Origin of the sequence: Luteibacter sp. 621, assembly GCF_050435445.1 — a bacterium.
Lineage (GTDB): Bacteria > Pseudomonadota > Gammaproteobacteria > Xanthomonadales > Rhodanobacteraceae > Luteibacter.
In genome coordinates this window covers 98821-123194 of record NZ_JBNDKI010000002.1, presented here as the reverse complement: position 1 = coordinate 123194, position 24374 = coordinate 98821, and the positions used below count along the sequence as shown (strand labels likewise).

The 24374-nt window shown below is 63.4% G+C and carries 19 protein-coding genes; 15 read left to right on the top strand and 4 right to left on the bottom strand.

Features of this window, described 5'->3' with window-relative positions; genetic code table 11:
* Positions 1 to 80 precede the first annotated feature (80 nt).
* A complete protein-coding gene (locus ABIE56_RS02745; protein ID WP_429242310.1) occupies positions 81 to 257 on the top strand; it encodes a hypothetical protein in 177 nt (58 codons plus the stop codon).
* A gap of 18 nt (positions 258 to 275) precedes the next feature.
* On the opposite strand, the gene ABIE56_RS02740 is transcribed toward ABIE56_RS02745, so the two are convergent.
* Positions 276 to 1202 carry an MASE1 domain-containing protein gene (locus ABIE56_RS02740; RefSeq protein ID WP_429242309.1) on the bottom strand — a complete coding sequence of 309 codons (927 nt, stop codon included), beginning with the start codon at positions 1200 to 1202 and terminating at the stop codon, positions 276 to 278.
* A 169-nt stretch (positions 1203 to 1371) separates the two neighbouring features.
* On the opposite strand from ABIE56_RS02740, the gene ABIE56_RS02735 reads away from it, so the two are divergent.
* Positions 1372 to 2490, top strand: a complete 1119-nt coding sequence (locus ABIE56_RS02735; protein ID WP_429242308.1) for a diguanylate cyclase domain-containing protein — start codon at positions 1372 to 1374, stop codon at positions 2488 to 2490.
* Positions 2491 to 2540: 50 nt separating this feature from the next.
* Here the strand turns inward: ABIE56_RS02735 and katG are convergent, their stop codons facing one another.
* The gene (gene katG, locus ABIE56_RS02730) at positions 2541 to 4787 is read right to left on the bottom strand and encodes a catalase/peroxidase HPI (protein WP_429242307.1); all 2247 of its coding nucleotides are present in this window, start codon (positions 4785 to 4787) and stop codon (positions 2541 to 2543) included.
* A 287-nt stretch (positions 4788 to 5074) separates the two neighbouring features.
* Between katG and ABIE56_RS02725 the strand changes: the two genes are divergently transcribed.
* The 5 genes from ABIE56_RS02725 (at position 5075) to ABIE56_RS02705 (ending at position 12253) form a co-directional block, all read left to right on the top strand.
* The gene (locus tag ABIE56_RS02725) at positions 5075 to 7255 is read left to right on the top strand and encodes a TonB-dependent siderophore receptor (RefSeq protein ID WP_429242306.1); all 2181 of its coding nucleotides are present in this window, start codon (positions 5075 to 5077) and stop codon (positions 7253 to 7255) included.
* Between the two features lie 236 nt (positions 7256 to 7491).
* Positions 7492 to 8322, top strand: coding sequence for an SAM-dependent methyltransferase (locus ABIE56_RS02720; protein WP_429242305.1), 831 nt, complete (start codon positions 7492 to 7494; stop codon positions 8320 to 8322).
* Positions 8323 to 8381: 59 nt separating this feature from the next.
* Complete coding sequence (locus ABIE56_RS02715) at positions 8382 to 8696, top strand: hypothetical protein (protein ID WP_429242304.1); 315 nt, start codon at positions 8382 to 8384, stop codon at positions 8694 to 8696.
* Positions 8697 to 8705: 9 nt separating this feature from the next.
* Entirely contained in the window at positions 8706 to 10478 is a 1773-nt protein-coding gene (locus tag ABIE56_RS02710) for a diguanylate cyclase (RefSeq protein ID WP_429242303.1), read from the top strand.
* The gene (locus ABIE56_RS02705) at positions 10475 to 12253 is read left to right on the top strand and encodes a tetratricopeptide repeat-containing diguanylate cyclase (protein ID WP_429242302.1); all 1779 of its coding nucleotides are present in this window, start codon (positions 10475 to 10477) and stop codon (positions 12251 to 12253) included. The genes ABIE56_RS02710 and ABIE56_RS02705 overlap by 4 nt, the downstream gene beginning before the upstream one ends.
* Here ABIE56_RS02705 and ABIE56_RS02700 read toward each other — a convergent pair whose 3' ends face one another.
* Positions 12254 to 15211 (bottom strand): bifunctional diguanylate cyclase/phosphodiesterase, encoded by a 2958-nt coding sequence (locus ABIE56_RS02700; protein WP_429242301.1) that lies wholly within the window; start codon positions 15209 to 15211, stop codon positions 12254 to 12256. It lies immediately after the preceding gene.
* A 192-nt stretch (positions 15212 to 15403) separates the two neighbouring features.
* Here ABIE56_RS02700 and ABIE56_RS02695 point away from each other — a divergent pair, with 192 nt between their 5' ends.
* The 3 genes from ABIE56_RS02695 (at position 15404) to ABIE56_RS02685 (ending at position 17218) form a co-directional block, all read left to right on the top strand.
* Positions 15404 to 16180, top strand: coding sequence for an HAD-IIA family hydrolase (locus ABIE56_RS02695; protein WP_429242300.1), 777 nt, complete (start codon positions 15404 to 15406; stop codon positions 16178 to 16180).
* 130 nt (positions 16181 to 16310) lie between these two features.
* Positions 16311 to 16616 (top strand): hypothetical protein, encoded by a 306-nt coding sequence (locus ABIE56_RS02690; RefSeq protein WP_429242299.1) that lies wholly within the window; start codon positions 16311 to 16313, stop codon positions 16614 to 16616.
* Complete coding sequence (locus ABIE56_RS02685) at positions 16613 to 17218, top strand: hypothetical protein (RefSeq protein WP_429242298.1); 606 nt, start codon at positions 16613 to 16615, stop codon at positions 17216 to 17218. Before ABIE56_RS02690 ends, ABIE56_RS02685 begins: the two co-directional genes overlap by 4 nt.
* A 20-nt stretch (positions 17219 to 17238) precedes the next feature.
* On the opposite strand, the gene ABIE56_RS02680 is transcribed toward ABIE56_RS02685, so the two are convergent.
* Positions 17239 to 19104 carry a DUF1302 domain-containing protein gene (locus tag ABIE56_RS02680; RefSeq protein ID WP_429242297.1) on the bottom strand — a complete coding sequence of 622 codons (1866 nt, stop codon included), beginning with the start codon at positions 19102 to 19104 and terminating at the stop codon, positions 17239 to 17241.
* Positions 19105 to 19238: 134 nt separating this feature from the next.
* Between ABIE56_RS02680 and ABIE56_RS02675 the strand changes: the two genes are divergently transcribed.
* The 5 genes from ABIE56_RS02675 to ABIE56_RS02655 all read left to right on the top strand — a co-directional run bounded on the left by ABIE56_RS02675 (position 19239) and on the right by ABIE56_RS02655 (position 24226).
* Positions 19239 to 20546 (top strand): MFS transporter, encoded by a 1308-nt coding sequence (locus ABIE56_RS02675; protein ID WP_429242296.1) that lies wholly within the window; start codon positions 19239 to 19241, stop codon positions 20544 to 20546.
* A 166-nt stretch (positions 20547 to 20712) separates the two neighbouring features.
* Positions 20713 to 21162: an ATP-dependent zinc protease family protein gene (locus ABIE56_RS02670; protein ID WP_429242295.1), complete on the top strand. Its 450-nt coding sequence runs from the start codon at positions 20713 to 20715 to the stop codon at positions 21160 to 21162.
* Positions 21159 to 22094, top strand: a complete 936-nt coding sequence (gene rimK, locus ABIE56_RS02665) for a 30S ribosomal protein S6--L-glutamate ligase (RefSeq protein ID WP_429242294.1) — start codon at positions 21159 to 21161, stop codon at positions 22092 to 22094. Before ABIE56_RS02670 ends, rimK begins: the two co-directional genes overlap by 4 nt.
* A 184-nt stretch (positions 22095 to 22278) precedes the next feature.
* Positions 22279 to 22965, top strand: coding sequence for a response regulator transcription factor (locus ABIE56_RS02660; protein WP_089975032.1), 687 nt, complete (start codon positions 22279 to 22281; stop codon positions 22963 to 22965).
* Positions 22949 to 24226 carry a sensor histidine kinase gene (locus tag ABIE56_RS02655; protein WP_429242293.1) on the top strand — a complete coding sequence of 426 codons (1278 nt, stop codon included), beginning with the start codon at positions 22949 to 22951 and terminating at the stop codon, positions 24224 to 24226. Before ABIE56_RS02660 ends, ABIE56_RS02655 begins: the two co-directional genes overlap by 17 nt.
* Positions 24227 to 24374 lie beyond the last annotated feature (148 nt).

Below are 24374 nucleotides of genomic sequence, written 5' to 3'. Positions count from 1 at the left end.
GTGCGCGGCATGACTTGAGCACTTTCTGCGCAAAACGAGAGCTACGCTAGGGACTCCAACCACCACTGCGGAGATCCACCATGCGTACTTTCATTCGTTCGGCCGTTGCCTTTGCTGCTATCGCCCTCTCGTTCGCCGGTGGCTCCGCCATCGCGGCGACATCTAGCGCAGCACAGGGGCACGCAAATGCCTATGCGCAGGTTCAGGTGCCCGTGAATTGCAAGAACCCGGCTGAGTGCAGCGTCAAGTTCCGCTGAGTAGCGAGCTGCCCTGCATCACCGGCTTGCGCGTGCGGCCGGTGGTGCCTGGGTGGCGCGGCGGGTAACCCTGCTGCCAATGAGCAGTGTGCCCGAAATACACAGCGCCAATACCGCCTGGCAGCGGATCATCGCCGGGTCGAGTAGCGTTGTGCCAGTGGCTGCCAGGGCGACGCTGGCCAACATGCCGCCCACCGCCGTGCCGTGCCAGCCGTGGCGCAGTGCCAGTGCAAATACGGGCAGCAGGAGCGCAAGGCGCGCTATCTGGCGGAGCAGGTCATCGTCGGTGGCGAGTGCCATCCAGGCCAGGCCGCCACACACCGGGAGCGTCCAGGCGACCAGATCGCGTGCAAGCTTGCTGCGCCACACGCCAGCAAAGCTGACATGTGCCACGGCGTTCGCCCGCTCGTGCAGGGCAAGCACGGTAGGCGTGAGCGTAAGCGCCCCCAGGTAACCACCCAGCATGTACGCCCAGAAGTACGTGCCGACCGAGATTTCAGGCCATGCCCCGATGTTGGAGAGCAGGGCGGCTTCCAGGGTCATGCAGGTGGCCACGGCATTGACTACGGTGCAACCGAGCGTCGCCGTTAGCAGCGTGCCCACCCGCAGCGTGCCGTCGGCGGCAAACAGGGGCCAACGCTGCCGCAACGGGCGCACCACCGGAATCCACAGAAGCACCATGGGTACCGCGGCGGATAGCGCCCATGCCTGGCCGAACTGGGGCTCGTTGAGCAGCGCATTCTCAAAGGCGGGAAGTGCCTCGCCCAGGATCAGGGCGGGCCAGAAACGGACCGGGACCAGCAACAGGCAGGCAAGGCGCAGGCCGGCGGTGAGCATCCAGTGGGAGAAGGACAAATAACGGGCAAGCTCGTAGCACGCCGCGTAAGCCGCTGCGATCGCGAATTGCTGTGTCCAGGTCGCCCTGTTGGCCGTGCTTCCGTTCACGCCTACTCCCCGTGAGTGTCGGTGTGGGCGTAGCGTGCCATGAAGCGTGGCGAAAAATCTTTCGCCAGGCCTTCGGCCCCCGCCCATTGTGAAAGCCTTGCCGATTATGCGCCCACCCTGCCGGTTTGGCGCCCCCGCAAGGCTACAATGGGGCCACAGAGGGTAGGCCGTGCTATCGAACCTGATCATCTCCAGCAGCATCGTCGTGATCAGCCTGCTGTTCGGCTGCGCGCTGCTGGTTGTCTGGTGGCACTACAAGCTGCCCCGGCACGTGGCCCTCTGGGCGGGATCGTTCACGGCGGCCGCCTTGGGCCATGGCCTGCGTACGGGCAGCGCCCTGTTGCCTGGCCAGGATGTCCTGTTCGCCATGCTGGCCTGCCACGCCTCGGTCAGCGGTTTCAGCCTTCTGGCGTGGGGGTTTCGCCTGCGCGAGCAGAAAACCGCCCGGGGCGTCCTCGCCGGCTGGGCACTGGCTACGATAATTCTGATATGCGCCTGGGTTGACCATGGCGTGGCCTGGCGTGCGGTATCCCGGTTCGTGACGGCGGCCGGCGATGCCTACATGGTCGCCTGGATCGTGGCGACGCTCTGGCACAAGCGGGGGCCTGGAGCGATAGCCCGGTGGGCCATGGCACTTTTCGGCGTGTATATCGTGGGTGTGGCGATCGCGGCGGGCCTTGCCCGCCCGGGTGGCGTCATCAGCAACGAGGCGTTTATCGCCGTCCTTTCCATCGGTACCCCGACGGGGATGATCGGGACGGGCGTGATGACCCTGCTGATCGTGGTGGCCGACATCATGAAGGGGCTGCGCACCCAGGCAAACAGTGATGCCTTGACCGGGCTGCTTAACCGCCGGGGTATCGACGAGGCGATCATCCAGTTACGTGCGTGCGGTCAGCCGGTCGTGGTGGTGATCGCCGATCTGGATCACTTCAAGGACGTGAACGATCGCCTTGGCCACGCCGGCGGGGATGATGTGCTTTGCCGTTTCGCCAGCCACCTCCTGGCCAGCCTGCAGCCAGGCGAGGTCGTTGCGAGAACCGGCGGCGAGGAGTTCGTCATTCTGCTGCCGGGTTGCGATGTGCATGGCGCGCTGGCGCGCATGGAACTCCTGCGCATTAGTGTTCCTGCCGCATTCGCCAGCGATTCGCGCCTGGATCGGGTGACATCCAGTTTCGGGATTGCGACGCTGCATACGGGCGAGCCGCTTGATGCCGCGCTGGCGCGTGCCGATGCCGCGCTTTATCGATCAAAGCGGGAAGGGCGCGACAGGGTGACGATGGCATGAAGCCACCCGGCGCGTGCACCGGGTGGCTTTCGTACTTCAGCGGGCGCTGTTTACCGCTTGAGGTCGTACCTATCAAGGTTCATCACCTTCGCCCATGCGGCGACGAAGTCATGGACGAACTTCTTCTCGTTATCATCCTGCGCGTACACCTCGGACAACGCACGTAGCACCGAGTTGGATCCGAACACCAGGTCCACGCGGCTGGCGGTCCACGATGTCTTGCCACCGCCGCGCTTGCTGGCTTCGAACGCATGACGCGCCGGCGAAGTGGGCTTCCACTCGTACTGCATATCAAGCAGGTTGCGGAAGAAATCGTTGGTGAGCTTGCCCGGGCGATCGGTGAGCACGCCGGTCGTGCTGCCATCGAAGTTAGCCCCCAGCACGCGCATGCCGCCGACCAGCGCAGTCATTTCCGGCGCCGTCAGCGTGAGCAGCTGCGCCTTGTCGATCAGCAGGTGCTCGGCCGGCACGCTGTAGTGCCCCTTCACGAAGTTGCGGAAGCCATCGGCGATCGGCTCCATGGCTTCAAAGGAGGCCACGTCGGTCTGCTCCTGGGTCGCATCGGTGCGGCCCGGAGAGAACGGAACGGTCACGTCGTGCCCCGCATCCTTCGCCGCCTTTTCGATGGCGGCGCCACCGGCGAGCACGATCAGGTCGGCCAGCGAGATCTTCTTGCCACCGTTGCCGAACTCACCGCGGATGCTTTCGAGCTTATCCAGCACCTTGGCAAGCTGCGCGGGGTTGTTCGCCCGCCATTCCTTCTGCGGGGCAAGGCGAATGCGCGCGCCATTGGCGCCGCCACGCTTGTCGCCACCGCGGAATGTCGATGCCGAACCCCAGGCCGTTGAAACCAACTCGGCCACGGAAAGGCCCGACGCAAGGACCTTGTCCTTCAGCGCTTTCACATCGGCATCGGATACCGGCGCATGGGCGGCTTCGGGCAGCGGGTCCTGCCAGATCAACACTTCCTTCGGCACTTCCGGGCCGAGGTAGCGCGCGCGCGGCCCCATGTCGCGGTGGGTCAGCTTGAACCAGGCGCGGGCGAAGGCATCCGCAAACTGGTCGGGGTTTTCGAGGAAGCGCCGCGAGATCTTTTCGTAGGCCGGATCCATGCGTAGCGACAAGTCGGTTGTCAGCATGGTGGGCAGCTGCTTTTTCGTCTTGTCGAACGCGAGCGGCACTGACGGTTCGGCACCCTTGGCCACCCACTGGTTCGCACCTGCCGGGCTCTTGGTCAGCTTCCATTCGAAGCCGAACAGGTTCTCGAAGAACAGGTTGCTCCACTTCGTGGGGGTCTGCGTCCAGGTGACTTCCAGGCCGCTGGTGATCGCATCCGCACCTACGCCGCTGCGCAGTTCGTTATGCCAGCCGAGGCCCTGCTGTTCGAGGTAACCGGCTTCGGGTTCCACCTGCACGTTCTTGGCATCGCCTGCGCCGTGGGTCTTGCCGAACGAGTGGCCGCCGGCGATTAACGCCACGGTCTCTTCATCGTTCATGGCCATGCGGCCAAACGTCTCGCGGATATCGTGCGCGGCGGCCACCGGGTCCGGGTTGCCCTCGGGGCCCTCCGGGTTCACGTAGATCAGGCCCATCTGCACCGCGCCCAGCGGGTTCTCGAGGTTGCGCCCGCCTTCGGTGCGGTCCTCTTCCTTGCCATGCAGGTGGGGATCGGCGACGAGCACGCCATCGTCCTTGGGGGTGACCTTGCCGTAGCGGTTATCGCCGCCCAGCCATTCGGTCTCGGTACCCCAATAAACATCCTGGTCGGGTTCCCAGGTGTCCTCGCGGCCCCCGGCAAACCCAAACGTCTTGAAGCCCATGCTTTCCAGGGCGACGTTGCCGGTAAGGATGAGCAGGTCGGCCCAGGAGATCTTGTTGCCGTACTTCTGCTTGATCGGCCACAGGAGGCGGCGCGCCTTATCCAGGCTGACGTTATCGGGCCAGCTGTTGAGCGGCGCGAAACGCTGCTGGCCGCGACCACCGCCGCCACGGCCATCGCCGATACGGTAGGTGCCTGCGCTGTGCCAGGCCATACGGATAAACAGGCCGCCGTAATGGCCGAAGTCGGCCGGCCACCAGGGCTGCGAGTCGGTCATCAACGCCTCGAGGTCCTTTTTCAGCGCGTTGTAATCCAGCGACTGAAAGGCCTTGGCGTAATCGAAATCCTCGTCCAGGGGATTGGATCGTTGCGAATGCTGGTTAAGCAGATCGACCCGTAGCCGGTTGGGCCACCAGTCCTGGTTGGTCTGGCCGCCGCCCGCGGCATGGTGGAACGGGCATTTCGATTCGTTCGACATCGCGTTTCTCCCTCGTGGGTTGGCTTCGGAGACGGGGCAGGGACCCGGCTCGTGACTAACGCAATAGCTGGACTATAGGAGCGAGATGAATATTGCAGAAATTGATTGATCTTATGATGACAAGAGGCTGTGCCTATCGATTTTTTGCAGAGTGGGACCTGTACAAATATGCGGATGCGAACCATTCGCAATTAGTGTTAAGATTGGGTAATACGGGGCTTAGCAGTCGCTTAGGCGGACTGGAGGGTGCCCCAGCGCGTATTCGTTCCCGATCTAGAGGTCTCACCGTGTCTAACCCATCTGCTGTTTCCCGGTATTCATTGCTTTGGCTGGCGCTGGCCGCCCTGCTGCCGGTCGGGCTGCATGCCCAGTCCGTCGACAGTACGGATAACGGCGACAAGAAAGTGAATAAGAAGGCGACCACGCTGGATGCGGTGAATGTGCAGGGCCAGGCCGTGTCGGCGTACACCACCGACCAGACCGCCTCGACCACGCGCCTGCCGCTGACACTGCAGGACACGCCGCAATCGATCAGCGTGATCACGGAGCAGCGGATCAAAGACCAGAACCTTACCAATCTGCGCGCGGTACTCGATAACACGATCGGCATTAATTCCACCGCCTATGACTCAGAGCGAGTGGTGTTCTGGTCGCGCGGCTTCCAGATCGAAAACATGTCGTATGACGGCGTGCCCATCGCATCGAGCCTGAATATCAGCTCGGCCGATTCGTCGCTCGATCCGTCGATCTATGAGCGCATTGAGGTCATCCGCGGCGCGACCGGCCTGCTTAGCGGCGCGGGCAGCCCCTCGGCCAACATCAACTTCGTGCGCAAGCATGCCGATAGCCGCACGGCCGAGGCCGATGTATCGGTCAGCTATGGCTCGTGGAACACCCAGCGCGAGACGGTGGATGTGCAATCACCGTTGAACGCCTCCGGCAGCGTGCGCGGTCGCTTCGTAGCGGCGCATGAGGATGGCGATTCGTATATCGACCGCTACCACAACCAGAAGAACGTGGCCTACGGCGTCATTGATGCCGACCTGGACGAGAACACCACCTTGAGCGTGGGCTACGACTGGCAGAAGACCCGCCCGACGGGCGTCACCTGGGGCTCGTACCCGGTGCTCTATCAAGATGGCGGCATCATCAAGTGGCCGCGCGGCTTTTCATCGGCGGCCGATTGGACCCACTGGAATAACACCACGCAGACCGCCTTCGCCGACCTGAAGCACAGCTTCGATAACGGCTGGCAGCTGCATGCCATGGCGAGCCACCGCAAGACGGATGCCGATTCGTCCCTGTTCTACGTGTACGGCGCGCCTGATCGCGAGACCGGCGAAGGCCTTATCCCCTACGCCTACAAGAGCTTCCAGCGCGGCAGCCAGAACAACCTCGATCTGTACGCTTCCGGCCCGTTCCAGGCGTTCGGCCGCGAGCACGAACTGGTCGTTGGCCTGACCGATTCGCACTACCGCACGGATTACTTCGAGTACCCGCACGGCGATTATCTGCCGGACATCGGCAATTTCCTGCAGTGGACCGGTGATTACCCGTACCCGGATTTCTCGTCCACCGCCGATCGCGTATCGATCGCCCGTACTGAGCAGAGCGGCGCCTATGCGGCGGCACGCCTGCAGCTGGCCGATCCCCTCAAGCTGATCGTGGGCGCGCGCTATTCGCGCTGGAAGAACGACACCAACGACAGCACCGCCGGCATCTACCACGAGACGGCCAGCAAGACGATTCCGTATGCCGGCCTGATCTACGACATAACCCCGAACTACTCGGCGTTCGCCAGCTACACGCAGATCTTCGATCCGCAGAACAACCGCAAGGAAGATGGCAGCTACCTCGAGCCGGTGCTCGGCACCAGCCGCGAGGTGGGTATCAAGGGGCGCCACTTCGATGGCGCGCTGAACACCTCGCTGGTCTTCTTCGAGACCAAGCAGGATCACGTCGCCGACGCGCTGCCGGGTGTGTACCTTCCCGATGGCATCACCCAGGCGTACCGCTCTGTGGATGGCACCACCTCGCGTGGCTATGAGTTCGAGGCCTCCGGCTCGCTCTCGAGCAACTGGAACGGCACGTTCGGCTGGTCGCACTTCAACGTGAAGTCGCCCGATGGCGGCGCGCTGCGCCCGTCGCTGCCGCGCACGCTCGTCCGCGTGTTCACCACCTACACCCTCCCGGGTGAGTGGAGCGGCCTGACCGTGGGCGGCGGCGTGAACTGGCAGGGGCCCTCCAAGGCCGATATCGATGACGGCTACGGCGTGGTTCGCCTGTACCAGTCGTCGCAGACCCTGGTCAGCGCCATGGCCCGCTACGCCTTCAACGACCATGCCTCGGTGCAGTTCAACGGCGATAACCTGCTCAATCGCAAGTACTTCGTGCTCGACGACTCCAGCGACCTGTACTACGCGCCCGGCTCGACCTGGACGGTGTCGTTCAACTACAAGTTCTTCTGATTGATTTAGTGCCCGATCGCGCGCAAGCGCGCTCCTGCAAGCGCCACGCTTTCCGTACCCCGGCATACTGTAGGAGCGCGCTTGCGCGCGATGCTTCGTCTCAAGGCGCGCTAACTAAGTCATTGATTATATGGCGTTGTATTCTGGCGCCGCCCGCCGCGCCAGCCGGCACCCCGTAAAACGGCCTATGTAAAAGGACTATAGGGCTGCGCCCGGATTTGCCCTACGATCCGCGGATGGAAAACGCCGCCCACGCACCGTCGAAACCCGGAAGCCTCGCCCTCGTCGGGATGGGCATGACCCTGGGCTCCCACCTCACGCCCATCTCCCGCAGCCATATCGAGCAGGCGGACGTCGTCTTCGCCGCCCTCTCCGACAACCTGGTCGAGGAGTGGCTGAAGCGGATGAACCCGGATGTGCGTAGCCTTCAGGGCAACTACGCCGAAGGTAAGTCGCGCATGCTGACCTACCGCGAGTGGCTTGAGATGATCATGGCTGAGGTGCGCGTAGGAAAGAGCGTTTGCGCTGTGTTCTACGGCCACCCTGGCATTTTTGCGTGGACGCCGCACAAGGCGATCGAAGCGGCGCGCGCCGAGGGCTTTGAGGCGCATATGGAGGCGGGCGTATCGTCCGAGGATTGCCTCTACGCCGATCTGGGCATCGATCCGGGCCGCTACGGCTGCCAGCATTTCGAGGCGAGCCAGTTGATGCTGTTCGACCACCGTATCGATAATGCCAGTTACCTCGTGCTCTGGCAGGTGGCGCTGGCCGGCGATACCACTTTGGGCAGGCTCGGGGGCACCGGGCCCGAATACCGTCAGCTTCTGGTCGATCGCCTGGCCCAGGATTACCCGCTCGAACACGAAGTGATTGTCTATCGATGCGCGACCCTCGCCATCGAGGCACCGCGTATCGAACGTGTTGCCTTGCGTGACCTGCCGTGGGTAAAGATGACGGTATCGGAGACGGTCGTAGTTCCACCAGCGCGTGAAATGCGGCCCATCCCCGAGGTATGGGCCCGTGTGAAGGCGTTGGACAAGGTGGCGGAGACCGTCACGGAAGCGTGACATAATCGGCATAACGCGAGGGGAGCAGGGGGCTCCCCGCGTTTAAGGGGAAGTGAAAGATGTCCGATTCGATCGATCTGCTCGAAGCCGTCGGCCGTGACGCGTCGTTGCGTCGCTTGCCGCCTGATGAACTTGCCCAGCGCCTGAAAGCGGCTGGTGCGTCTGCCGTCCTGGCCACCGCTGCCGAGCAGCGCGATGGCACTGTTCTTTGTGCGGAATTCGGCTCCCGTGTCTTGGTGGGACCGAACCACGGTAATGATACGTTTCACGACAACCCGGACGAGCTGGAGATACCGGCCCCCGGCGGCGTCGAAGACGATGACGATGCGGACGACGTGCCGAAGAGCTCGTCCGCTGGACCCAGGGCGCACTGAGGCAAACATATGAAGACGATGCTCCGGCGGCACGCAATGGTCTGGCTTGCAGGAGCCCTCCTTGCGTGTTCGGCGGAGCATGCGCTTGCTGCCGCGCAGCCTATTGATGTAACGGCGCTCATCGACCAGGCCGAAGCCATTCGGCGAACAGATCACGCGCGTTACGCTGCGATCCTTGCGCAGTTGCTGGCACAGAAGCCCCCAGTCACACAGGGGCAACACTGGCGGATTCGCCAGATGGAAGTTACAGAGGCACAGTACCAGGGAAACTACGCGGACGCGGAAAAAGCAGCGCGTGATGTCATTGACCACTCTGGGCATCCAGGGCTGGTCGCAAGGGCGATGGGGATGTTGCTGCAAAACCTCGCCATCAATCATCGTTACGAAGAGGCGTTCACGCTGGCGCGGCGCGCAGTCGCCTTGCTTCCAGGGGTGAAGGATTCAGTGGCACGCCAGTCGTTGCTCAGCAATCTGGCCGATACCATGAACACCGCAGGGCATCCCGAGCTCGCGTTGAAGTATGCCCAGATGATGCGGGCCGATCTCGCGCCCGGTGAATCCGCGTGTAGTGCCATGTCGCAGGAAATGTTCGCTCGGTACACGCAGAAGAACTTGTCGCCTGACGGTCCAGAGCTTAAGGAGGCTATCGCGCAGTGCACACGCGATGGCTTTACCGTTTGGGCAAACGCGAATCTGCTTACGCAGAGTGCCCGTTACGGCGAAGAGGAAAAGCCGCAGGCGGCATTGGCGATCTTGGATAGAATTGCGCCATCCGTTGAGAAGGAAGGCTATCTCCAGGGGCGAGCATCGCTTTACAGCCAGCGGGCAAGCGTCTACTTGGCGCTGAATCGCATCGGCGATGCGCGTAAGGCCGCGTTGGCGACAGTAGCCCTGTTTCATCCGGGCGATCTCGATGCATTTCTGATGGATGCGTACCGGGTGCTATACGAAGTGGAGAAGCGCGAGAAGCGCGACACCATTGCGCTCGCCTACTACCAGCAGTACGCCGCCCAGGAGCGTGGCAATCAAAATGATCTCACGGCTCGCGCGCTGGCTTATGAAACGGTGCAGCAGCACGCAATACTTGAAGGAATGGAAAGTGAAAAGTTAGTGCAGCAAAACAGCGTCCTCCAGCTCGAGCAAGCGCTGACAATCAAGGCCGTCGAGGCGGGACGCCTTTACATTGTATTACTGGTCGTGCTCCTCGCCTCCGTCCTGTTCTGGCTGCTACGCACCAAGCGCTCGCAACTGCGGTTCAAGCGGTTGTCATGCCAGGACGGACTCACCGGTATTGCCAATCATCAGCACTTCATGACTGAGCTCGAGCGTGAATTGCAGGAGCTGGAGCGGCGGAAAGCTCCCGCTTGCCTCGTGCTGCTGGATCTTGATCATTTCAAGCGTGTGAACGATACGTACGGTCACGCCATCGGCGATGCAGTGCTCAAGCGTGCCACGGCGGCATGCCGTCAGCAGCTACGTCCCGTCGACCTGTTTGGCCGACTGGGTGGTGAAGAGTTCGGCATACTATTGCCTGAATGTCCGGCTGAACAGGGCCTTGTCATCGCGAATTGCATTCGCGCAGCGATGGAGGCCGCACCGGTTGCGGTTGATGGATATGTCGTCCCGTATTCCGCCAGCATCGGCGTGGCTTGTACGAAGGTGTCGGGATACACGTTGCAGAGAATCCGGCGCGAAGCTGACGCCGCGCTCTATCGCGCAAAAAACATGGGACGCAACCGCGTAATGGCCGATTTCCAGGATGGCGGCCTCGTCAGCGCGTGAAGTTTTTCTCCGTTGATTTTCGCGGCCCAGCGTGGTTTGCCCGGGCATTCGTCGCACTCCTTGCTGTTACCGCTGGCGCTACGTCTTCGACCGAAGGGACCGTAGACGCGTTCCTTGTACAAGCCCAGGCGATCCAGCTGACCGATCACCCGCGCTTTGCGGCCATGCTGGCGCAGATCCACGCCGACAACCCGGTGATGACGCCTGCGCAGAAATGGAAGCTGCGGTACCTGGATGCGTGGGAGGCGAGCTTCAATGGGAGGTATCTGGAAGCGACGGATGCCTACAAGGACATCTTGAACCATTCCGGTGATGAGGTGCTTGCTGCCAGATCCATGGGCAAGTTGCTATCGGCCTATGCCTTCACCAAGCACTACGAAGACGTGTTCACGCTAGCCGAGCAGGCGGTCACCATGCTGGACCGCACGCACAATCGCGAAGCGCGCTACGCCCTGCTCAACAATCTGTCGCAGTCGATGACGTTCTCCGGTCAACCCGAGATCGCCGTGCGCTATGCCCTGATGATGGCCGAGGTGGTACCCGAGGGTGAAACGATGTGCCGCCCCCTCGCCACGGAGCTTGCCGCCCGGTACGAAACGCACAAGCTCCGCTCGGATGATCCGAAGTTCAAGCGGGCGATCGACGCCTGCAACGTCATGGGGGACAAGGTGTTCGCCAATATGCTGTGGCTAACCCACAGCGAATTGCTCGTCGAAGAGCACAAGCCGCTTGAGGCCCTCGCGGTCCTTGACCGGATCGCGCCGTCGGTGGTCGAGGCGAACTTCCATGCGGCGCTCACGTCGCTGGCCACACAACGCGCGCAGGCCTTTGATGCACTTCGACGCGATGACGAGGCCCAGCAGCGGGCCCTCGAGGTGGTAGGGATGTACGACGTGGCTGATATCGACGTATGGCTTCGCGACGCGTACCAGGTGCTCTACAACGTCGCGAAACGGCGCGGTGACTCGGCGGCGGCCCTTGAGTATTTCAAGAAGTTCTCAGAGCAGGATCATGGCAACATGGATGACGAGCGTGCACGTTCGCTTGCCTACCAGGCCGTGCGGCAGCGGACGCTTGTGGCGAGGGTGGAGTCGGAAAACCTGGCGCGTCAGAACGATGTATTGCGTGCCGAACAGTTGCTGACGTTGAAGTCGGTGGAGATCGGCAGGCTTTACATTGCTCTGCTGGGTATCGTCCTCGTGTCTGTCGCCGTGTGGTTTGTCCGAGTGAGGCGTTCGCGGAACCGGTTTCAGTGGTTGGCCCATCATGATGCGCTGACCGGGACGCTTACACACCAGCAGTTCATGGCCGAGCTTGAGGCGACTTTGGCCGGTATGCGCCAGCGCGATGTGCCAGGTTGCGTCGTTCTGCTCGATCTCGATCACTTCAAAGCGGTGAATGATCAATACGGGCATGCCATGGGCGATATTGTCCTTCAGCACGTGGTGGATGTGTGCCGCGCACAGCTGCGCCCGGGCGATCTGCTGGGGCGCCTTGGTGGCGAGGAATTCGGCGTGCTTCTTCCTGATTGCCTGCCTGAGCAGGGGCTCGCCGCCGCCGAGCGGATCCGCAAAGCGCTCGACCAGAACCCAGCGACCGTCGATGGCGTGGTGGTGCAGTGCTCCACCAGCGCTGGCGTATCCTCAACCCGCTTCTCGGGTCACGACCTGAAGCGATTGCGCAACGACGCCGACCGTGCCCTTTACGAAGCCAAGCGAGGCGGACGAAACAGGGTCGTGGCTGGCATGCAGGCAGACCGCACCATCGAGGTCTGATCAACCTGGGATGGCGACATCGTCCTTGGGTTGGTCACGAAGGAAGTCCACCAGCGCGTCAAAGGCCATCGGCCTGGCCCGATGGAAGCCCTGCACGCTGTCGCAACCCGCCGCGGCAAGCCATGCCAACTGCGCCTGGGTCTCCACGCCTTCGGCCACGACGGTCATGCCCAAGGTGTGCGCCAACGTAATGATGGCCCGGCAGATCGACGCCGAGCGCTCGTTGGTGGAGACATCACTGACGAACACGCGATCGATCTTCAAGGAATCAATCGGCAGATCGCGCAGGTACGCCATGCTCGAGAAACCCGTGCCGAAATCATCGAGCGAAACATGAGTACCCTGTGCGCTGAGCCGACGCATGGCTGCCATGGCCGAGCGCCGGTTAGCCATCAGGCTGCTTTCAGTAAGTTCGATAGCCAGTGCGCCGCGGGGCAGTTCGAAACGCTCGATCGCGTTGCCCACATCTGTGGCGACATCCGTGCGCTGGAACTGCACGGCCGATACATTGACCGCGATCGTCAGTGCACCATGGCCAGCACGCTCGAGTGCCACGTGGCATTGCGCGGCTTCCTCGAAGACCCAGCGGCCAATCTCGACGATCAGTCCGGTTTCTTCGCTGAGCGGGATGAAGTCCTCGGGCGATACGAACGTGCCGTCGACGGAAGGCCAGCGCAGCAGCGCCTCGAGCTTCTGAACGCGGCCGGTGTTGGTATCAAGGATCGGCTGGAAATGCAGCGTGAACTCGTTCTGGTCGATGGCCTGGCGAATACGCGAGGCCATGCGCAGGCGCTCGATCGAGCGCTCGGCCATGGATGCGTCGAACGGGCGGGGCAGGCCCGAGGTTTCGCCGTGGAAATGGGCGGCCATGGCTGCGGCGGCGATGATCTGTTCGGCGCTTGTGCCATCTGCCGGGTGGGTCGCCACGCCGATTTCCGGATCCAGGGCGTGCCAGGTGCCATCAAGCAGCACGGGTTCGCTCACGGCCGACGTCAGCGCTTCCATCGCTCGCTCTCGCTTATCCGGTTGCATCACGGCCAGCAGGAACCGCTCGCTCGGCCGATGCGCCGCCATGCCGAAGTCGGTACCCAGCGTGGCAAAACGTCGGCCCACCTGTTGCAGCACGGTGCGCCCGGCTTCCAGCCCGTAGGTGTCGGAGATCAGGTCAAGCCCGCGCAGGTGTACGTAGATCACTTCGTACCAGCGCCGTGTACCGAAGCGCCGGTCGAGGAAATCCGTGAGTGCCTCGGTGTTGGCCAGGCCCGTGAGCATGTCGTGCGTGGCGCGCCAGGCCAGGTCGCGCTCGGCACGGCTGCGCTCGGTTACGTCCTCGGCCAGGACAAGCCGGGCGTGGTGGCCCATGAATTCCAGTGCGGTGGTGTGGATGCGCACATCCAGCAGGCTGCCATCCTTGCGCCGGTGCACCCAGGTGCGGCCCATCATCGTCGCCGTATCCTGGGTGGCGAGGGCGTGCTGCAACGGCGCGACTTCGGATTCCGGGCGGATATCGATCACCGCCATGCGCAGGAACTCGGCACGCGAGTAGCCGTAGTTACGCATGGCCGCGGCATTCACCTCGAGGAACTCCAGGCTGTCCAGGTCGAACACCCAGGCGGGCAGGGGCGTGCGCTCGAACATCAGGCGAAAGCGCTGTTCGGCTTCGGCCAACTGGCGTTGGGTTTCGATGCGGCTGGTGGCATCCACCACCGTGCCGGTCATGGCTTTTTCACCCTCGATCTCGACGATCGCGCCAGTGCCGGAAATCCAGCGTTGCGTACCGTCGGGACGCATCCAGCGGAAATCGAGATTCAGTGTCGCGCCGGTTCTCCATGCGTGCACGAAGGCCTCCCGGGAGCGCTCTACGTCTTCCGGGTGGATGTAACCGTAGAACGTGGCGTCGTCGATACCTTCGCCAGTGGCGGTCACACCGAGCATGCCTTCCACCTGGGCATCCCATGTGAGGCGATTACGCCGGGCATCCGCGCGCCAGGTCCCCGTGTGGCCCAGTCGCTGCGCCTGGCGCCAGCGCACGGTGGCCTCGGTGAGTTCCGATACGTGGTGGCGTTGGGCGATATCCGCTTCCGCCACGCGCCGGTACAGAAAAGCGAAGCCGAGCCAGTAAAGCACCCATATGGCGATGCTCACGCCGAGGAAGTTGTACCAGGGCCCCATGAAGTCGCGGACGGCGATGCCCACGCCCACGCCCAGCGGGTACATCGCAGGATCGTTCGATGCGACCAGGCGCTCGGTGTTATCGAGCTTGCTCAGGCCGACATCGCCGCCCAGTCCCCCGGGCGCCCAGAGGACGGAGACCGGCTGCCCCGCCACGTCATCGCCGGAGCCGGTGCGCGCCACGATAACCGCGAAGCGATCGGTAATCGCCGTGACGCCGTGCCGCCCGGCATCGATGTGGTCCACCACGTCCTGGAACTGGGCTTGGTTGACCCGGGCAAATACCCACCCGCCATGCGGCATGGGCAGGGCAACGGGCATGTTCCAGCGGCCGTCGGCGCCCTTCGTCAGGGGGCCCAGTGCCAGCGCGGCGGCATCGCCCACGTGCGTGGTGGCCCACTCGCGAATGCGTGGATCCGGGGTGCCGCTGGTGAGGGCTTGGCCATTGGCGTCCACCAGCATCAGGTCACGGAGTTCGGTCTTGCGCTCGCCCACGCCGGCGATGTTCTTGGCGATCAGCTGGCCAGCCAGGCCGGGCGCGGTGCTATCGATGTCCTGCACGTCCCGTACGATGCCCTGCAAGGCGCGTTGCAACCCGTGCAACTGGGCATCCAGCAGGCGCTGTGCGCCCCGGGCAAGCGCATGCCCCTGGCTGCGAGCGGCGGCCGCCCGGCGGGAGTAGTCATGGATAAGGACCGCCGCCAGCACAGCACCGAGGGCAACGCCCACGATGATGCCCGCCGTGCGGATCAGGCGAATGGAGTGGCGCGACGGAAGATCTGCCATGAAGCCCCTGCTCGGTCCGGAACCCGCCGCGGAAGCGAGCCATGCCCGCGGCTCCCCCCTGGGCCCGCGAGGGTAACGTTTACCACACGTGGAAAACTTTCGTGTGCAAGGACCGATCCGGCCAAGGCCACCCTTAATCAATGGCGCTATGCTTGTGGGCCAACGATCCCTTACCGTCCCCAAGGAGTTCCCGTGGTCGACCGCAATGATATCGCCTGCTGGCTGACGGACATGGATGGCGTGCTTGTCCATGAAAACAAGGCGCTCCCGGGTGCCCCTGAACTGATCCGCCAGTGGCGCGAACGCGAAACCCCGTTCCTGGTGCTGACCAACAACTCGATCTTCACGCCGCGCGACCTGAGTGCGCGCCTGCGCCGCTCGGGCCTGGACGTACCGGAAGACCAGCTGTGGACCTCGGCACTGGCCACGGCCGCGTTCCTGAAGGATCAGTCGCCCGGTGGCTCGGCCTTTGTCATGGGCGAGGCGGGCCTGACCACGGCCATGCACGAGGCCGGCTTCATCATGACCGACACCGCGCCGGACTACGTGGTGCTGGGCGAGACCCGCACGTACTCCTTTGCTGCCATCACCAAGGCCATCCGCCTCATCGGCAACGGTGCGCGTTTCATCTGCACCAACCCCGATGCGACAAGCCCCAGCTCCGAAGGTCCGCTGCCGGCCACGGGCGCCGTGGCCGCCCTTATCACCAAGTGCACGGGCCGCGAGCCTTACGTGGTGGGCAAGCCGAACCCCATGATGTTCCGTTCCGCCATGAACAAGCTGGGCGCCCACTCGCACAACACCGGCATGATCGGTGACCGCATGGATACCGACGTGGTCGCCGGCATCGAGGCCGGCCTGCACACCGTGCTGGTACTCAGCGGCATCGCCACCCGCGAAGAAGTGGAGCTTTACCCCTTCCGCCCCGCCGAAATCCTCAGCTCCGTCGCCGACCTGCTGGATTCCTGACAGCACCTCTCGCGGTAATCGCTGACACGCGCGCGAGCACAAGGCTGACTGCCCGCAAGCCATAACGAACCTAACGTGTCTGCCCCATCCAGCCGGATGGGGTTGATGAATACGAGAGGTGTCGTATAGCATGGAGGCGAAGCTTGGCTTCAGGGATGTGAGGCAGCGCGTGCTCGATGCGCTACTCAGCGGTCGTGTCATCCATGCGTTCCGGCGCGATCGACAGGAAAAAAATCTGCTCGATATGGGTGTGCTTTGCCCGGCCGATGTCGTGGACATCGTACGGAAGGCGCGTGGAAACGAACACGCCTGCTCACCTCATCATCGTGACCCGTCCACCGTTGTTCACGTACTGCGTCGTGCCGGCTGGTACCTCAAGTTCGTGCTTTTGGATGATCACGTGGAATTTCTCAGCGTGCACAGGAGTGAGTCGTGAAACTGTTTCACGAAGGCGAGAAGATTGATGGTCTGTGCGAGGACGATGGCCGGGTGCGCGCCACGCTGCGTTATCGTGACCACACACTCGAAGACGACCTCGGCGTGGTGCGGAATGTTCTGGTCAGCGTCTGCGATATTTGCGACCAGACCATCGGCATACCGCAGCAGAGTTCGCCTGCGATCCGCGATGCTCGCCAGAGGGCTGTGGCATCGCTGGAGCTGAACCTGCCCGCGATCTACGTGGATATGATCGATGCCGCCGTTTATCGCGTCGATCCTGAAGCGAATGCGGAGATGCGCAAACGGGTGCTCGTGTACTACCTGGCGCGCTACGTTCGCGAGGAAGACCGGATGCATGAGCTGAATGCCATCCTGAGTAAGGATGTCGGTGCGCGGCCCGGTATGCCCACTCGGCGGCTTTCGTTCAAGCTCTCGTCATCTGCCGCGAGGCTGCTCGCGGCCGCCATGGCCAGGACAGGGCTCAATCGCACCGACCTCACCAAGGCACTGATTGCAAAGATCGGCGAAGATCTCGTGGAGCCGGCATCACCGCCCCTTCTGCCCGAGCTCTCCCTGCTCGCCCAGGTGCTGAAAGCCTGACGGCGACCCGCGCCCGAGGCCTAGAAATTGGCCCCGAACGACAGTGTCGCGAAATCGTGGTCGGCCAGGTTGTCGTACGTCTGGTGGCCCAGGTAGTTGGTGTAAGTGAGGTTGGCGAACCAGGTTTTATCCAGCGTGGCGATGAACCCCACGCTGGCCTGTTTGCGGCCACCGACCAGCTGGCCATCCACCGAATAGCCGTGCACATCCTGGCCCAGGCCTAGCGAGGGGCTTAGCGCCCAGCGGCCTACCGCGTAGTTCAGGGTGCCCTTGGCGCGCCAGCCCCACGCATCACGTGTGTAGAAACCGCCGTTGCGGCAACCCGCCGGGTTCTGCACGGCGGGGCAACCCCCGCCATTCAGCTCGGTAGAAAAGCCCCAGTGGAAGCCGCGGCCGTAGCGCACGTCGGCCAGGCTCGGCAGATCGGTGTGGTTGAACACGGCTTCGGCGGCAAGGGTGGCCGTGTCGGCACCGAGCACGTCCTTGAACGCGTGCGTGGTGTTCAGCAGCAGCTGCGTGCGGTCGTAGCGGTCGTAGCCATACAGGATGCCGCCGGGCGCGGTGAGCGTGTTGCGTACGCCGATCGGCCCGCCGCTGCGGGTCAGTGCGGCGAACATATCGGCCGTATTGATCTGCACGGGCAGATCCTGCGTGTAACTCAGCTCACCGCCCAGCTTCCAGCCGCCCAGCATGGTGCTGCCTGAAATTCCCCACAGGCGGATGTCGTTGGGGTATTCCCACAGCACGTGGATGGAAGAAAGGCGGGCCGATAGCTGCGCATCGCTGAGTGGCGCGCCCGCTGCCACCAGTACCGGCACCAGGTTGTTGTTCTGCAGGGACGGATCGATCGTGGTGGCATCCAGGATCGGGTTGCGCGAGTTGTAGCGCAGGTAATAGGCGGCCAGGTAGGTGGCGGGTTTATCAAACGTGTAGCGCAGCGTCGCACCGTATTGGCCGCTGTTCTTGCCCTTGATGTTGTCGTAGCGCGGCAGCACCCCGCCCACGGAATACTGATAACCATCGCTCAGCCACTGGCCAGCGCCGGGGCTATAGGCATTGATGGGGTAGTAGGCGTTGCTCTCGATGCCACCGCACCCGGGGTCGATGCCCAGATCGGTGCCGGAGAAGAAGGTGCCACAGGGATCGAGTTCCGACGGCCGCCACTTCCATTGCCAGAAGGCTTCGGCGCTCCAGTGCTCACTGAAGGTCACCTTCCCCCACAGCATCTCCACGGGAAGCTGTGCCTCGGTCACGGGATCGGTGCCGGGGCGATGCAGGGTGGTGTAGTCGGTCGGGTTGACCTGGTTGATGCCCTGCAGGAACAGGCCTTCACCCCATTTCACGGTCTGCTTGCCCACGCGCAGGTCCAGCGCGCTTTCATCGCCCATGGCGAAATGGCCGTATGCGTAGGCGTTGAGCCACATGAAGCCGGAGAAATGGTTGGACTTCGACAGGCCGTGGTCGTCGAGTGGCTGGTTGGCTGCGAAGGCACTGGCGCCGCTGCCCTGCGGCACGTTCTTGTTTTCCAGCGTGTTGTCGTACCAGGTGCGGGCGCTGGCGACGATGCCCACGTTCCTATACGAAAGATCCAGCGAGCTCACCACCTTGAACAGGCTGGAGTACACATCGCCCTTGCCGTAGTTCAGGTTGCCATCATCGGCGGTATCCGCACCATCGCCGCCCTTGGGCTTGCCATCGGAGCGAAAGCCCTTGCCCACCAGGTGTTTTGATGGATCATTCAGGCGTACGCCGGCCCCGGCCACCACGCGTGTCTTCAGGGTTCCTTTCACCTCGCCGCCTGCAAGCGTAAAGTCAGTGGCATGCAGGGCAGGGGACAAGAGCGCCGCGAACGACACCATGGCTATCAGGCGACAACGTGAATACATCAGATGTTCCGAAGAAAACTTGACCGCATTCTAGTCATGACAGCTATATTGCGCGCAAGGCCGTCTGGACGTCCGAATCCTTATACCTTGGTCCAATGGCCGGCCACTCCACGCAGGTTTCTAATTTCCCACCCATGAGCGCAACCCTCGATACCGATCTGGTCGATCACCGCCCGCTGGGCCGTAGCGACGCTAAAACACTGGTTCTCGCAGCCCTTGGCGGCGCGCTCGAGTTCTACGATTTCGTGATCTTCGTCTACTTTGCGAAGACCATTGGCCATTTGTTCTTCCCGGCGGGCGCGTCTGATTTCATCGCGCAGCTGCAAGGGTTTGGCCTGTTTGCGGTGGCCTACCTCGCGCGGCCGCTTGGCGGCATCGTCATGGCGCACTTTGGTGACCGGGTGGGGCGCAAGCGCATGTTCACGCTCAGCGTGTTCATGATGGCCGTGCCAACGCTGCTTATTGGCTTGCTGCCTACGTATGCAAGCATCGGGCTGCTCGCGCCCATCCTCCTCACGCTGTTCCGTATCGTGCAGGGCCTGGCCATCGGTGGCGAGATCCCGGGCGCGTGGGTGTTTGTTGCCGAACACGTACCGCCCAACCGCGTGGGCCTGGCCTGCGCTGCACTTACGTCGGGGCTCACCGCGGGTATTCTCATCGGCTCGCTGGTGGCTGCTGGCCTCAGTGCACGGTTGCCCGAGGCGGATATGCTCGCCTATGGCTGGCGCATCGCGTTCATCCTGGGCGGCATCTTTGGCTTCTTCGCCGTGTACGTGCGCCGCTGGCTAAGCGAAACGCCTGTGTTTGCCCGCATGCGCGAGCGCAAGGAACTGAGCGCGGAACTCCCGGCCTGGGTGGTGCTGCGCGATCACCGCGCGGGCGTGATCCTTTCGATGCTCGTCACGTGGGTGCTTACGGCGGCCATCGTGGTCGATATCCTCATGACGCCCACGCTCATGCAGACGGCCTTCAAGATTGAGCAGGCGCGCGCCTTCAGCGGCGGCAGCCTTGCGGCCCTGGCGTTGTGCTTCGGGTGCTTCTTTGGCGGCCTGCTGGTCGATCGTATCGGCCGTGGCCTGGCCATGCTGATCGGTTCGGTGGGCTTGGCAGCCTCGACTTACCTGCTGTACTTCGACCTGCACGCCGGCGGCGCGAACCTCATGCTGCTGTACCCGCTGGCCGGATTGTTCGCAGGCGTGGCCGGGGTCATCCCCGCCATCCTGGTGGCCGCATTCCCGCCGGCCATCCGGTTCTCGGGCATTTCCCTCTCGTACAACGTGGCCTACGCCATCTGCGGCGCGGCCACGCCGTTGCTGGTCGGGTTCCTGGCCAAGACGGCCGGCGGCATGGGGCCGGCCCACTATGTCGGGGCCGTGTCCCTGGTCGGCATCGGCTGCGCCATTTACCTGCTGGTCACCCGCCGGGCCTTCTACCAGCGGTAAGCCGGGGCCAGGCTTCACGGCCTTTTCATCGGCGTGACGGGGCGTCCCTCGGGGGCGGCCCCGTCCTTGTTGCATTCGCGCCCCTGCCTTCGGCATGCTTTCGCTATCTACCGGCCGGTTCCCCAACGGCCACGCCGTCCCCACACCCCACCTTCGCTCCAGACCCATGACTGACGTCATCACCCTAGGCTGGCGCGAACGGCTTGCACTCCCGTCGCTCGGCGTCGCCATCCTCAAGGCCAAGCTCGATACGGGCGCGCGTTCGTCGTCGCTGCATGTCGAGTGGCTTGAGGTCGATGAACGCGCCGACGGCACGTGGCTGCGGTTCCAGGTGCGCACGACCCGCCGGGGCGGGCTATCGGAACCGTGCGAGGCCAGGGCGCTCGGCCGCCGCTTTGTCACGGACTCGGGCGGCCACACCACCGAGCGCTGGTTCATCGAAACCGACATCGAGGTGGCCGGCCAGCGTTTCACCGCCGAGGTGAACCTGACCGACCGCCGGCACATGCTCTTTCCCCTATTGCTAGGCCGGACCGCGCTGCTCGGGCGGTTCCGTGTCGACCCCTCGCTTTCCTACTCGCAGACGCCGCGCCGCGCCGTCCGGGAACCCACATGAAGATCGCCATCCTGTCGCGCAACGCGCGGCTGTACTCCACGCAGCGCCTGGTCGAGGCGGCGCGCAAGCGCAAGCACACGGTCAAGGTGCTGGATCCGCTGCGCTGCTACATGAGCATCGCGCCGCAATCGTTCGCCATCCACTTCAAGGGTAAGCCGCTGGGCCCACTGGATTGCGTGATCCCGCGCATTGGCGCCTCGAGCACGTTCTACGGTACTGCCGTGCTGCGCCAGCTCGAGCTGATGGGCGTGCTCACGCCGAACCCGTCCGATGCCGTCCTGCGCGCCCGCGACAAGCTCCGCTGCCTGCAGTTGCTTGCCGCCCGCGGCATCGACATGCCGCTGACGGCCTTTGGCGATAACCCCGACGATACGAGCGATCTGCTGGCCATGCTGGGCGACCCGCCGCACATCATCAAGCTGAACGAAGGCACCCAGGGTGCCGGCGTGGTGCTGGCCGAGAAGCGTTCGGCCTCGCAGAGCGTCATCGAGGCCTTCCGCGGCCTCTACGCCAACTTCCTGGTCCAGGAATTCATCCGCGAGGCCAACGGCAGCGACCTGCGCTGCTTCGTGGTCGGAAACGAGGTCGTGGCCTCCATGCAGCGCTCGTCGGCCCCGGGCGAGTTCCGGGCCAACCTGCACCGCGGCGGCAGCGCCGCAGCGGTGGAGCTCTCCGACGAGGAGCGCCGGGTGGCGATCGAGGCGGCCTCGGCCCTGGGGCTTGAGGTGGCCGGCGTGGACCTGCTGCGCTCTTCGCGCGGCCCGCTCCTGCTGGAAGTGAACGCCTCGCCGGGGCTGGAAGGGATCGAGGGCAGCACCGGTGTCGATGTCGCAGGGGCCATCATCGCCCACTGCGAAGCCCGCCACGCCGCCCGTCCGGTGGCCCCGAAGGCCCGCAAGCCCAGGTCCCCCAAGGGGTTAACAGCGATTTAAACGGCTACCCCCTATAAAGAACCTACTGTGATTCCGCGAGTCGGAGTGACGGTATCGGGGCAGTAGTTCTTTCGGCCCGGGCGGGTTTCCGTCCGGGCCTTTCTTTTAATGCTGTCCGGTTCACAGAATCCCCGTTAAGCTTGTTGTCGCAATACTCTTGCGACAGCACAACGGAGTGCCGCAAATGCGCGTCCTGGTCATCGAAGACAACACCGACATCGCCACCAACATCGGGGACTACCTCGAGGACCGGGGCCATGTCGTCGATTTTGCCGGCGACGGCGTCACCGGCCTGCACCTGGCCGTGGTTCACGATTTCGACGTGATCGTGCTCGACCTTACCCTGCCGGGTATGGACGGGCTCGATGTCGCGAAGAAACTGCGCCACGAAGCCCACAAGCAGACCCCCGTACTCATGCTCACCGCCCGCGATTCGCTGGAGCACAAGCTCACCGGCTTCGAATCCGGCGCGGACGATTACATGACCAAGCCGTTCGCCCTGCAGGAACTGGCCGCCCGCCTGGAAGTCCTGGCGCGCCGTGGCAAGGGCCCGCAGAGCCGCGTGCTGAAGGTAGGCGGCCTCACCTACAACCTGGATACCCTCACGGTCACCCGCGAAGGCAAGTCCATCCAGTTGAACCCGATCGGCCTGAAGCTGCTGCAGGCGCTGATGGAAGCCAGCCCGTCCGTCGTGACGCGCCAGGATCTCGAACAGCGCGTGTGGGGCGAAGAGCTGCCCGATTCGGATTCGCTGCGCGTGCATATCCACGGTTTGCGTGCCGCTATTGATAAACCCTTCGAGAAGCCGTTGATCCATACGCGCCACGGCATCGGATACCGCATGGTCGATCCGGATGCGGTCCCGACGTAAGCTCCGTTTCCGCCTGATCGTTACGTTCACGCTGTTTGGGTTCAGCCTGAGTGCGCTCTTCGCATTCGCTGCGCTCAATATCCGCACGCGCGTCGAAGAGCAGCTGATCAACTCGGCCCTGCAGGACGAGGTCGATTCGCTCAACCAGAAGGTGCTTAACCACCAGCCGGTGTCCTTCGAGATCCTGAAGGGAGCGACCTTCAGTGATCGCACAATCTACAAGGCGCCGTTGCCCTGGCAGAACCTTGATACCGGCGTCCACGATATCTTCGATGTCGGCAGCGACGGTAAACAGCACCATTACAAGGTAGCGGTGCGCAAGGAAGGTGGCATCATCAGCTTCCTTGAATTTGATGTATCGCGTGATGAGCTGGGCAAGCGCCAGCTCATGACCAGTGTGATCGCCGCGGTGTTCCTGTTTGGCCTGCTTTCGCTCGTGTTGGGCGTGTGGCTTTCCTCGCGCGTGCTGCGCCCGGTCACCGACCTGGCCCGCCGCCTGCGCGATTTCCGTCGCGTGGGTAAGGCCGAAGCACTGGCGCCGCACTTCGCCGACGATGAAGTGGGCGAACTGGCCGTTGCGCTCGATGAGTACGCCACGCGGCTCACCGCCGTGGTCGAGCGCGACCGCGAATTCAATTCCGATGTGAGCCACGAGCTGCGCACGCCGCTCGCGGTGATCGCCAGTACCACCGAACTGCTACAAGGCTCGCCCGACCTCACCGACAAGCTGCGTGAACGCCTGAAGCGCATCGAGCGTGCCTCGCGCCAGGCGACGGAACTGATTGAGGCCTTGCTGTTGCTGTCGCGCGCCGAGCGCCGTGGGCCCACGCGCGGGGAGGTCACCGATGTAGCCAAGGTGGCCAGCGATGTCATTGAAAGCCAGCGGCCGCAGATGGGCGGCAAGCCGATTGAGATAGAACTCATTTCTGATGGCACGGTGGCGGTCAACGCACCCGCATCCGTGCTGTCCGTGGCGCTGACCAACCTGATCGGTAACGCGATCAAGTACACGATGGAAGGCCAGGTCACGGTGCGCGTGCTCGATGGCCGTATCGATGTGATCGATACGGGCCCGGGTATCAAGCCGGAGGACGCCGAGAAGCTGTTCCAGCGCGGCATTCGCGGTGAAAGCGCCACGGGTGGCGGTGCGGGTCTCGGCCTCGCTATCGTGCGCCGCCTGTGCGAACTGTATGGCTGGGATGTGTCGCTGCGACCGCGCCCCGAGATGGCGGGCGCCATTTCTACCATCGATTTCCGCTGACCCTAAAAAGCATCGCGCGCAAGCGCGCTCCTACAAAAGATCTGCTGTGCCCTTGTAGGAGCGCGCTTGCGCGCGATGCTTTTCATCACGCCGCAGCGCACAGTTCGGCAAGCTGTAGTCTCAGCTGTCATCAAGATTTCATTTAGAC